This window comes from Nesterenkonia alkaliphila, from assembly GCF_009758175.1.
GTDB lineage: Bacteria > Actinomycetota > Actinomycetes > Actinomycetales > Micrococcaceae > Nesterenkonia > Nesterenkonia alkaliphila.
In genome coordinates this window covers 1-10,919 of the sequence record NZ_WRPM01000014.1, presented here as the reverse complement: position 1 = coordinate 10,919, position 10,919 = coordinate 1, and the positions used below count along the sequence as shown (strand labels likewise).

Sequence of the window (10,919 nt, the reverse complement as noted above, 5' to 3'; positions counted from 1 at the left end):
GGATGAGATCTGGGACTACGTCGAAGATCTTGCCCAGGATCCCGCCCTCGCGGACAGGTACATCGCCAGAATCCTGGCCGAACTCAACTCCATCTCTGGTTAGTTCAGGCGCGGCCATGATCTGACCGCCGGCGCCTGCGAACGGCTGAGGTTGAGCAACTGTGGTCCCAGGAGTAGAATAGTTCGCAAATGCAACTAAAATCCTCGGGATCTCGGGACACCAGCGCGGGGCCGGAGCCTTCCCAGAAACAGGCTCCGGCGGCTGCTGGGCAGCCCGGTGCGTCCCAGGTGAGCGCAGCCACCGGCTCGGAGCTGGCCTGGGCCATCACTGGCATCCTGGTGGTCTTCTTCGCCGCGATGCTCTCGATGAACATCGTGATCACCGCTCTGCCGGTGATTGTCTCGGAGCTCGGGGGTACCCAGATCCAGTACTCCTGGGTGCTGACCGGCCTGCTGCTGGCCAATGCCTCCTCCACCCTGGTATGGGGCAAGCTGGCCGATATGTACTCCAAGAAGCTGCTGTTCCAGCTGGCGAACATCATCTTCTTCCTCTCCTCGTTGGCCGCCGGCTTCGCTCCCAATATGGATTTCCTGATTGCCGCCAGGGTGGTCCAAGGAGTCGGTATGGGTGGTCTGATCTCGCTGTCCATGGCCATCATCGCTTCGGTGGTCTCGCCGCGGCAGCGTGGGAAGTACTCCGGCTACATCGGCGCGGTGCTGGCCGTTGCCACTGCGGCCGGCCCGCTGATCGGCGGGCTGACTGTGGACACCCTCGGCTGGCGTTGGTGCTTCTGGGTGGGCATCCCGCTGTGCCTGCTGGCCTTAGTGGTGGTGCACACCAAGCTCACCGTCCCGCAGCTGGGGGCTCCCGGCAGGATCGACATCCCCGGACTGCTGCTGCTGGTCATCGGTTGCAGCGCCCTGTTGATCTGGCTCTCCTTTGCCGGAACACCAGAGTTCTTCGCGTGGGTCTCCTGGCCCTCCGCTCTGCTGTTCACTGGTGCGGCATTGATCATCACCGTCTTCGTGCTGGTGGAGCGCCGAGTTGCCAATCCGATCGTGCAGCTGGGCATGCTGCGCGACCGCACCACAGTGTTGGCAGCGACCTCCTCAGCGGCCATCGCCCCAGCCCTGTTCTCCTGCATGCTGTTCCTGGCCCAGTATTTCCAGATCGGCCGTGGGTTCTCACCCACCGAGGCAGGGCTGATGCTGCTACCCATGGTGCTGGGCAATATGCTCGGCGCTCTGGTCACCGGTCGGCTGATCACCCGATACGGCTACTGGAAGGCCTATATCGTTGCCGGTTCGCTGGTGATGAGCGCCTCCATGTTCACCCTGGCCTTCATTCTGGGTCCGCAGACCCCGGTCTGGCTGATCATCAGCGCCCTGGCGGTCACCGGCCTGGGCTTCGGCGCCCAGATGCAGAACCTGATGCTGGTGGTGCAGAACACCGTGCCGGTGACCCGGGTGGGGCAGGCCTCCAGCCTGATCGCCTTCTGCCGGATCCTTGGCGGAGCCGCCGGTACTGCGATCCTGGGCTCGGTGATGGCGGTGGCAGTGGGCACCGCCTCGGTGACCTCCGCCAACGGCATCAACCCGGTCTACGCCGAAGCCACCGGCAGCCTGTTCCTGATCGCCGCATGTATCACTCTGATTGCGGTGGTCTGCAATCTGCTGATCAAGGAAGTCCCCCTGCGCACCAGCGTCTGAAACCACGTCACGAGGCCGCGGCGTCGCCCTCTCACCGGGTCTACCTTCACTAGGATGGACAGTGATGAGCACTGAGCCGCCTCAGCCCACTGAGGTCCACCAAGATCTCGCCGCCCTGCGGAAGCACTATTCCGACCGAGCGCGCAATCGCGCCATGAAAGTGGAGGACCGCTGGCACCAGCTGCGGCTGAACATGGCCCGCAAACGGGGGCAGAACGTCACTGTGCTCTCCCTGGCCGGATACGGCTCCCCGCGCTGGGTGCGGGTCTTCTCCCGGATCGTGATGGCTCCCGACTCACACTTCGAGGGCGGGCGCCGGGTGGCCAAGGTGATCGCTGACGGGGTGCGCGGCTGGCGGAACTTCGTCTCCGCCCCGGTCCCCTTCGCCGAGGTCACTGCCCGGGTTGCCGGCCATGAGTACCGGCTCACCGCTGACCGCGGGGGAATCGTGGACCAGATGATCGAGCTGCCCGCCGGCGCCCAGCTGGAACCGGGGTGGCGATCGGTCACCCTGGAGGCCCCTGGTGCCGAGCCCACCTCGGCAGAGGTGCAGATCATCAGTGATGAGGTCACCGACGGCATCATCTGCGATATCGATGACACCGTGGTGGTCACCAAGCTGCCCCGCCCGCTGCTGGCGGCCTGGAACTCCTTCGTGCTGGATGAACACGCTCGCACCCCAACTCCCGGGATGGCAGTGATGATGGAGCGGCTGCTCCAAGCATCCCCCGGCTCCCCGGTGATCTATGTGTCTACAGGGGCCTGGAACGTGGCCCAGACGCTGACCCGGTTCCTCACGCGCAATCTCTACCCCTTCGGTCCGCTGCTGCTCACCGACTGGGGCCCCACCGAGGACCGCTGGTTCCGCTCCGGGCAGCGGCACAAGGTGGAGCAGCTGGCCCGGCTGGCCCAGGAGTTCCCGCAGATCAGGTGGATCCTGATCGGTGATGACGGCCAGCACGACCCGAGCATTTATGCCGACTTCGCCCGTAAACATCCCGCCTCAGTCAAGGCGGTGGTCATCCGAGAGCTCACCTACTCTGAGGCGGTGCTGGCCGGAGGCCGAGCTGAGCAGCCGCATGGCGAAGAGCTGCTGAAGGTCACCGAGACCGGTGAGCACCCGCCCGGTATCCAAAAGGTGGGGGAGCACCGCATTCCCTGGATCTACGGCCCTGATGGCAAGGACATATCAGAGACCCTCACCCAGCACGGCCTGCTGTAGCGGGGACCACCTCCACGTAGGCGGCGCAGCACTACATCGGCAGGACGTTGCGGCTGAGCCACCCCGAGGAGATGTACTGCTTGGCGCGGTGTGCCTGCAGCCGAGTATTCACGTCAATAGCCCGGGCATAATGGCCGATCAGCTGGTTGCAGATCGCCTCCCAGGTGCGGCCCTGCACCTCCTTGTGAGCCTGGGCAGAGGCTTTGGCGCGGGCCTCGTCGTCGGTGACAAGATGCTCCACCGCCGCGCGCATCCCGTTCAGGTCCCCGGGGGAGTAGAGCCAGCCGGTGCGGCCGGGGTCCACCAGGTCCAGCGGACCGCCGCGGCCCACAGCCACCACCGGCACTGCGGCGGCAAAGGCCTCCTGAATGGTCTGGCAGAAGGTCTCTGCCTCACCGGGGTGCACGAACACGTCCAGGCTGGCCACATGGGCGCCCAGCGCATCCCCGGACTGGAACCCGGAAAAGTAGGCGTTGGGCAGCCGCCTGCGCAGCGACTTCTCCTCGGGCCCGGTGCCGATGATTACCAGGCGGGTGCCCGGCATGGAGTCCAGCGCGGCCAAGTCCTCGATCTGCTTCTCAGCCGCCAGCCGGCCCACGAAACCGATGAGCTTCTCACCGTTGGGCGCAATCCGGGCCCGCAGCTCTGCGGAGCGCCGAGTTGGGGTGAACCGCTCCAGGTCCACGCCGCGCCGCCAGGTCTTCAGCCGCTGGATGCCGCGCTCGCGCAGCTGGCGCTTGCAGAAGGAACTGGGCACTAGGGTCAGCGTGGAGGTGTTGTGCATCCGCTGCACGTGCTGCCACAGCAGCTCCTCGGCCCAGGGCAGCTTATAGCGTGCCGCATAGGTGGGGATCTCAGTCTGGTAGATCGAGACGGTGGGCAGTCCCATGGCCTCGGCGGCCTGGATGGCCCGCCAGCCCAGCACAAAGGGGCTGGCCACATGCACCACATCGGGCTGCAGCTGCTCGAACAGGTGCCGGATGCGCATCACAAACCCCGCAGCCACCCGCACTTTGGGATAGTCCGGAAGCGGCAGCGAAGGCACCCGGATCACCGGGAAACCGCTGCACAACTCGGGTTGGTCGGGCAGCTGTTCGGCCAGAGGGTTGGAGTCCAGGAAGGAGTCGGAGGGAGCGATGACCGTCACCGTATCCCCGCGGCGGCGGAGATGAGCAAGCACCTGCAGAACGGAGTTGGTCACTCCGTTCATATGCGGCAGAAAGGACTCAGCAACCACTACAACCTTCACGCCCCTACAATGCGCCCCCCAAGTATCAGGACTCCAACCAACAGGTGCGTGTTAGGTGAACGATGGGTGAATGTTTATAGCGGAATCAGCGGTGCTCAGTGCACTGTTTTCTACACGTTGTAGAAAAGCGGAGTAGAATAGGAACTGCACGGGGCAACGAAGCTCTTGGCATCAGGTGGAGAGGAGAATTCCTATGATTTTTGACCACCCGAATAATGACCCGGTTCTGGTGCTCACCGAGGGTCAGTGCTGGAAGCTGCTGGAAGCTACTCAGCACGGCCGTCTGATCGGTTCCGTGGGGGAGCGGATAGACATTTTCCCGATCAATATCGCAGTACAGGGGGGTAGCATAGTTTTTCGCACCGCCCCGGGCACCAAGCTTGCCGAGGTAGCGATCAATGAGAATGTGCTGATTGAGGCCGATGGCATCCTCTCCGACCAGGCCTGGTCGGTAGTGGTGCGGGGTACTGCCCATATGCTCGAGACCTCCCAGGAGATCGCCGAGGCAGAGACTCTGGGCCTCAAGCCCTGGGTCCCAGGCCCCAAGGAGCAGTTCGTCCGGGTCACGCCTCAGGAGATCAGCGGGCGGCACTTCGCCTTCGGACCCTACCGCGACCGTGAGCTTGGCGAAGGCTCAGAGGCAGGCGGGGACTGAGCCTCAGGGCTTGGCAGCTGCGGAGAACGACTCTTCCTCCGCGTCGTCGTCCTCGGTGGTACGGCCCTTGGTGCCCCGCCGGGGTGTCCACTCCTTGGCCGCAGCAGTCAACGAGTAGCCCAGGGCAGTGCCCACGGCGACCCAACCGCCCAGCAGCAGGGCCGTGATCCCAGCATGCGGGCCGATGTCATTCATAGCCCCCAAGCCCAGAGAGACATGGGAGAGCCACAGCGGGCCGATCAGCAGCGCTGCGGCGGTGACTCCGGTGAGCAGCCCCAGGGTGAGGGTGGAGACGGTCACTGAGACTGGCCGCAGCTTGAGCTTAAGCTGGCACCAGTCGTCAAAGTGGTTCTCGCCCTCCCGCATCAACCACCAGCCGGCGATGAACCCGGCCACCACCGGCAGAGCGAGAGCTGCCAGGGAGTACTCATAGACCTGGTCCGGCAACGCGGCCAGCACCGGCACCGCGGGCACCGCGCCAAGCTCGGTCTCCAGTGGGGAGACTGTGTTCCCGGCCCCCATGCTGAATCCGGCACCGGTGGAGTAGGCCAAGGTCCACAGCAGCAGGTTTGGAGCCAGGCTCAGGTGCAGCAGGGTCAGTCCCGCACCGCCCAAAATCCCGGCATCGATCTGCTGGTAGGCGTTGGCTACCTCCATCCAGCGCCAGCCGAGCCAACCAATCAGCAGTGCCGCGGAGAGTCCCACAGCCGCCACAGCTGCCACTACGCCCCCGCGCAGCACAGCCCACAGATAGGCGAAGGCCCATTTCAGCCGCTCGGAGAGTCCCTCCACTGCGGCCTCCAGGTCCACCCCGATCATTCGGGTGGCGCTGCGTGCCTCCGCATAGCACCCCGCCAGCGAGCCGATGCCTACCAGCAGCCCCGGGGCCACGCCGGCCCAGACTAGAGTTCCCGGATCGCCGATCCCGTAGTGGGCCGTAGCCACCCCGGCTGCGGCATAGGCGAGGCTGAAGGCCAGCAGACCCTGCCAGAGCTGGGTCGGATAAGCGCCCTGGGCCAGCCGGCGCCCCGCCCGCCAGGCCAGCAGGAAAGGCACAATGGTGAAGCCCAGGGGCACCAGGTGGAACCAGTTGGAATCTCCGCCCTCCGCCAGATTCAGGGGAGCGGCGTGGATCACCAGCCAGACCTGGGCGGCGAACTCCGCAGCAGACTGCGGGGCAAAGTCCTGCCCGTTCCGGGCAAGGGAAGAGCCCAGAACCGGCACTCCCACCAGCAGCGCAGTCGCCAGCACTGCTTGGACGGCCTCAAAGAGGCCGAACAGCCACAGCGGCGGGGTGGGAAGTCTGCGCATCGGTTCCATGGTGCCAGCTGCGCGGGCTCCGGCCCGGCACCGGCACGGTGTCTCTACGCTCCTCAGGCCCCAGGCAGGGCCAGAGCCTGTTTGCTGAGTTCCTTATTCGGCTCGGAGTAGCTGACCGACTCCACCCCGGCAGGTCCGATATGCAGTGAGGTCACCGAGGTCAGCGTGCATTCGCGTTGGCGCGGATCATGCCAGAGCGGGCGCTGCTCCGCCCAGAGCCGAGTCACCCAGATGGGCAGCTGATGCGAGACCACCACCACCTCCGCGCCGTCGCCGTGTTCAGCCAGAGCCCGGTCGGAGAGATCCTTGACCGCCTGCAGCACACGTTCCACCTGCTGCTTATACGGCTCACCCCAGGATGGCCGGAACGGATTCACCAGCAGCGGCCAATACTTGGGGGTGCGCAGGTGCCGCTTGACATTGGACAGCCCCTCAAAGGCGTTCTCCGCCTCCAGCACCCGGTTTTCGGTCAGCACTGGCAGGCCCAGCCGTTGGGCCAGGGGCGCTATGGTCTCCTGGGCGCGCTGCAGCGGTGAGGCGGCCAGCAGGTGCACCGGCCGGCCCCGCTCGGCCCGGTCGCCGAAGTAATCGGCGATACCCTGTGCCATCTGCTTGCCAAGCTCAGAGAGCCCATAGCCAGGGATCCGACCGTAGAGGACCTTCTGCGGGTTATGAACTTCGCCGTGCCGGACCAGGTGAACTGTTGCTGTATCAGCCATGGCCCCAAGTCTTTCAGGTTCTCTGGCAGTTTTCAGATCAGCACACAGGCGTTCCCGGCAGTACAGTTGGTGCTATGAGCACTTCCCCCTACGACGACGCCGAAGAACGTCCTCAGCCCCGATACGGCGCCTACGCCCCCCGTTCCGAGAAATCAGAGCATGAGAGCGGCGATCCGTCGAATACCGGTGCCACGTACAACCCATACGGAGAGCCCTCCTGGGGGCAGCCGAGCCCCAGCAGCGTCTCCTCCAACCCCTACGCTGAGGCGCCGGGTGCAGGCGCCGGAAAAGACCCGGCCGGGGCATCTGCCTACGGATCGGCACAGCAGGGATTCCCGGCCGCACCGGTCCGGCCCAAGCGCCCGGGCACGCTGTGGGCTGTGCTGTTCCTGCTGCTGGGTGCCGCTGCCACCGCTCTGGCCTGGGGTATCTATGTGCTGGCCACCCTGCCCCTGCAGTCGATGAGCGAGGCACTCGGCGGTGGTGCCTTCGCGGAGACGTTCCAGGCCGAGCTGGAGCGCCAGGCTGCTGAGGACCCTGAGCTGCAAGGACTCACTCAGCAACAGTTGGAAGAGTCTCTGCTCGTGGGCCTGGGACTATTCGCCCTGGCCTGGGCCGTCTTCCTTATGGCGGTCTACATCACCATGGCTTTCCTGGGCTCCATGGCGGGGAACCCCGGCCGGATCCTGGCCACCATCTGGTGCGGACTCAGCCTGGCCTTCCTGCTGCTGGGCCACAATGGGGCCAGCTACGGGATCATCTCTGCCACCATCGCATGCAGTGCTGCGGCCGTGGTGATGATGTGGCTGCCCCCCTCCACCGAGTACATCCGGCACCGGCGTTGGGAGAAAGAAGTTCTGCGCAGCGCCCGCTATGGAGGCTATCCGGGTTCTCAGCCCGGCGCCTGATCCCGGCCTGCAGCCCCTCCCGCTTCGGGTTCGGAGAGCTGAATCTCGCCCGAGGCGATGCGGGCGAGGGTCTGCACCAGCAGTCGGCGCTCCTGGACCTTGATGCGTTCATGAAGTGAGGCGGCGTCGTCGTCCTCCCGGACCTCCACTGCCGCCTGGGCCAGAATGGGACCAGTGTCCACACCCGGGTCCACCTGGTGCACTGTGCAGCCGGTGATCTTCACCCCATGGGCCAGAGCATCGCGCACCCCGTGCGCGCCCGGGAAAGCCGGCAGCAGCGAAGGATGGTGGTTGATCACCGGCACCTCCACCGCGGTGAGGAACTCCTCCGAGAGGATCTTCATGAACCCTGAGATCACCAGGAGATCCGGGCTGTGCTCGCCGACGGCCGCTGCCAGCTCCCGGTTCCAAGCCGCACGGCGTTCAGCCGCTGCGCCCCGTTCCAGCGGAACGGCGAAAGTGCTGATCCCGGCAGCCACCGCGCGGTCCAAGCCGGGGCAGTCGGGGATCTCGGAACCTACAGCCGCGATCTCCGCCTCCAGCTGACCGGAGCCGACTGCATCGATGATCGCCTGAAGATTCGTCCCCGAGCCGGATACCAGCACCACTAATCGCATGGGCATCAGCCTATAAGCTGGTAGCAAGAGAGCGAGCCGGGATACCCGGCTCAGCGCCCAGCGATGAGTCGGGAAGGGAGCGAACGATGAGTGCCTCTCCGCCCCCGGGCCAGCCCACCACCCCGCCGGTGCCTGGTTCTGACAAGCCCCGCCCGGATAAGCCCAGCAAGGACCGCCGGGAACGCCCGGAGGTCGATGATGAGACCAGGCGCTTCTACTCCCGGTTCATCGGCTGGCTGGTCCTGGCCCTGATCATCGGCTACGCCGGGCTGCAGCTGCCGCTGCCCTGGCGCCTGGTGACCATCGCCGCCTCCTTGGCCGGTCTAGCCGGCGCAGTCGTGCTGCTGGTCCACGCCATCCGCAAGAGACTGATGGCCAGCACCACCATTGCCGCGGTGATCTTCATCGCCTGCTTCGGCTTCTTCCTCTTCTCCGCCGCCTTCCAAGCGGTGTTCTGGGAGGCCAGTGTGCAGTTTGACGAATGCCTGCGCAGCTCGGTGACCGAGCGCTCCACCCAGGCCTGCTATGACGAATACGAGCAGAATATGTTCGACTCCATCCCCGGCGTCGGCGGTGAGTAACCCACTTCGCGGAGTTTTACTACAGCCTGTAGAATTTCTCGATGATGCGTTCAGCTCACTCCCCCCGGCGTGACCGCCTCCGCGCAACAGCAGCGGCGCTGCTGCTCTCTGCCCTGGCACTGACCTCCTGTGGCTCCGGCGGCAACGACGACCTCGCCCAGCGGGCTTCCAATGACGGTTCCAACTTCATCGCCGGCGATGGCTCGGTGCAGGAGTTCGGCCCCGAGAACCGTGGGGAATCTGTGGCCTTTGAGTCCGAGACCTTCGAGGGCGAGCAGATCACCCCGGAGACCTTCCAAGGCGAGGTCACCGTGATCAACTTCTGGTACGCCGCCTGCGCACCCTGCCGGGTCGAAGCCCCAGATCTGGAGGAGATTCACCAGGAGTTCGAGCCTGAGGGCGTGCAGTTCTACGGGGTCAACACCCGCGACACCCAGGCCACCGCCGAGGCCTTCGAGCGGAACTTCGGCATCACCTACCCCTCCATGGAGGACCGCAGCGGCACCGTGCTAATGTCCATGACCGATTACGTGCACCCCTCCGCAGTGCCCACCACCCTGGTGCTGGACCGGCAGGGCAGGGTCTCGGCGCGGATCAGCGGAATTGTGGAGCCGGGCACCCTGCGTGCCCTGATCAACACCGCCCTCGAAGAGGTCTGATGGGGAACAACCCCTTCGCGGAGATCGCCGCCGACGGCTCCCTGCTGCTGGCCGCCCCGGTAGCCCTGCTGGCCGGGCTGGTCTCCTTCCTCTCACCCTGCGTGCTGCCGCTGGTCCCCGGTTACCTCGGCTATGTCACCGGGCTCTCCGGAGTGGAGCTGGCCGACCGTTCCCGCTCCCGGATGGTGCTGGGGGCCTCTTTGTTTGTGCTCGGCTTCAGCGTGGTGTTCCTGCTGATCGGCGCGGTGTTTGTCCAGGCCACCGCCTGGCTGCGCTTCGAAGGCGGCTGGGTCACCCAGGTGCTCGGCGGAGTGGTCATTCTGATGGGGCTGATCTTCATGGGGGCTTTCAGCTTCTTCCAGCAGGAGGCCAAGATTCACCGCCGCCCGCCCGATGGCCTCCTCGGGGCACCGCTGCTGGGCGCGACCTTCGGCATCGGCTGGGCGCCCTGCATGGGTCCCACTCTGGCCGCAGTGCTCGCCCTGGTGCTGGGCAATCCCACGGGCGCCGAACACGCCCGGGGCGCCCTGCTGGTGTTCGTCTACTGCCTGGGGCTGGGCGTACCGTTCATCCTGATCAGCCTGGGTATGCAACGCGGTATGCGTGCCCTGGACTTCTTCAAACGGCATAAGGTCACCGTGATGCGCGCAGGCGGTGCCATGCTGATCCTGATCGGTGTACTGATGGCCACCGGAATCTGGAACACCTGGGTGTGGGCACTGCAGGACTGGTTCCAATCTGAGATCGTGATGCCAATATGACGCGCAATAAGAAGAACGACGCCGCCCGCGCCCCTGTCCAGCCCTCTGCCCACCGGGATAACGCCAGGGAAGACGCGCTCAACGAGGGCATGGCGCGCAGCGGTTCAGCCAAAGACCGGCGCGCCGAGGTGACCGCCCCCGCCCTAGGTTTCACCGGGATGCTGCGGTGGGCGTGGACCCAGCTGACCTCCATGCGCACCGCGCTGATGCTCCTTTTGCTGCTGGCGGTGGCTGCAGCCCCCGGCTCCATCTTCCCGCAACGGGTCCAGGACGCTTTCGCTGTGTCCACCTTTATTGAGGAGCGTCCCGTTCTGGGACCCATCCTGGACTTCTTCCAGATGTTTGACGTCTACTCCTCAGTGTGGTTCTCCTCGATATATCTGCTGCTGTTCATCTCCCTGATCGGCTGCATCATCCCGCGGGCACGCAAGCACTACCAGCAGATGACCTCCCCACCCCCGCGCACCCCGCGCCGGCTAGAACGGCTGCCTGAATACGGGGCACTTGAACTCGACGAC

12 protein-coding genes are annotated in these 10,919 nt (G+C 65.4%); 8 read left to right on the top strand and 4 right to left on the bottom strand.

What is annotated here, in order from left to right; genetic code table 11:
* Window positions 1–288 precede the first annotated feature (288 nt).
* Both GNZ21_RS02170 and GNZ21_RS02165 read left to right on the top strand, forming a co-directional pair.
* Entirely contained in the window at window positions 289–1,710 is a 1,422-nt protein-coding gene (locus GNZ21_RS02170) for an MFS transporter (RefSeq protein ID WP_157320942.1), read from the top strand.
* A 64-nt stretch (window positions 1,711–1,774) separates the two neighbouring features.
* Entirely contained in the window at window positions 1,775–2,932 is a 1,158-nt protein-coding gene (locus GNZ21_RS02165; protein WP_157320940.1) for an App1 family protein, read from the top strand.
* A 31-nt stretch (window positions 2,933–2,963) separates the two neighbouring features.
* On the opposite strand, the gene GNZ21_RS02160 is transcribed toward GNZ21_RS02165, so the two are convergent.
* Window positions 2,964–4,181: a glycosyltransferase family 4 protein gene (locus GNZ21_RS02160; RefSeq protein ID WP_188503800.1), complete on the bottom strand. Its 1,218-nt coding sequence runs from the start codon at window positions 4,179–4,181 to the stop codon at window positions 2,964–2,966.
* A gap of 193 nt (window positions 4,182–4,374) precedes the next feature.
* Between GNZ21_RS02160 and GNZ21_RS02155 the strand changes: the two genes are divergently transcribed.
* A complete protein-coding gene (locus GNZ21_RS02155) occupies window positions 4,375–4,836 on the top strand; it encodes a pyridoxamine 5'-phosphate oxidase family protein (protein ID WP_157320938.1) in 462 nt (153 codons plus the stop codon).
* A 3-nt stretch (window positions 4,837–4,839) separates the two neighbouring features.
* Here GNZ21_RS02155 and GNZ21_RS02150 read toward each other — a convergent pair whose 3' ends face one another.
* Together GNZ21_RS02150 and GNZ21_RS02145 are read right to left on the bottom strand one after the other, a co-directional pair.
* Window positions 4,840–6,147, bottom strand: coding sequence for a cell division protein PerM (locus GNZ21_RS02150; protein ID WP_157320936.1), 1,308 nt, complete (start codon window positions 6,145–6,147; stop codon window positions 4,840–4,842).
* Between the two features lie 62 nt (window positions 6,148–6,209).
* Complete coding sequence (locus GNZ21_RS02145; protein ID WP_157320934.1) at window positions 6,210–6,875, bottom strand: histidine phosphatase family protein; 666 nt, start codon at window positions 6,873–6,875, stop codon at window positions 6,210–6,212.
* Between the two features lie 74 nt (window positions 6,876–6,949).
* Between GNZ21_RS02145 and GNZ21_RS02140 the strand changes: the two genes are divergently transcribed.
* Complete coding sequence (locus tag GNZ21_RS02140; RefSeq protein WP_157320932.1) at window positions 6,950–7,783, top strand: hypothetical protein; 834 nt, start codon at window positions 6,950–6,952, stop codon at window positions 7,781–7,783.
* On the opposite strand, the gene purN is transcribed toward GNZ21_RS02140, so the two are convergent.
* Window positions 7,768–8,400 carry a phosphoribosylglycinamide formyltransferase gene (gene purN / locus GNZ21_RS02135; RefSeq protein ID WP_157320930.1) on the bottom strand — a complete coding sequence of 211 codons (633 nt, stop codon included), beginning with the start codon at window positions 8,398–8,400 and terminating at the stop codon, window positions 7,768–7,770. The two genes, GNZ21_RS02140 and purN, sit on opposite strands and share 16 nt — an antisense overlap.
* An 86-nt stretch (window positions 8,401–8,486) precedes the next feature.
* Here purN and GNZ21_RS02130 point away from each other — a divergent pair, with 86 nt between their 5' ends.
* The 4 genes from GNZ21_RS02130 to GNZ21_RS02115 all read left to right on the top strand — a co-directional run.
* Entirely contained in the window at window positions 8,487–8,981 is a 495-nt protein-coding gene (locus GNZ21_RS02130; RefSeq protein WP_157320928.1) for a hypothetical protein, read from the top strand.
* Between the two features lie 41 nt (window positions 8,982–9,022).
* Complete coding sequence (locus GNZ21_RS02125; protein WP_157320926.1) at window positions 9,023–9,640, top strand: TlpA family protein disulfide reductase; 618 nt, start codon at window positions 9,023–9,025, stop codon at window positions 9,638–9,640.
* Window positions 9,640–10,401, top strand: coding sequence for a cytochrome c biogenesis CcdA family protein (locus GNZ21_RS02120; RefSeq protein WP_157320924.1), 762 nt, complete (start codon window positions 9,640–9,642; stop codon window positions 10,399–10,401). Before GNZ21_RS02125 ends, GNZ21_RS02120 begins: the two co-directional genes overlap by 1 nt.
* 89 nt (window positions 10,402–10,490) lie before the next feature.
* On the top strand, window positions 10,491–10,919 hold a 429-nt coding region (locus GNZ21_RS02115), incomplete at its 3' end, for a cytochrome c biogenesis protein ResB (protein ID WP_198345946.1).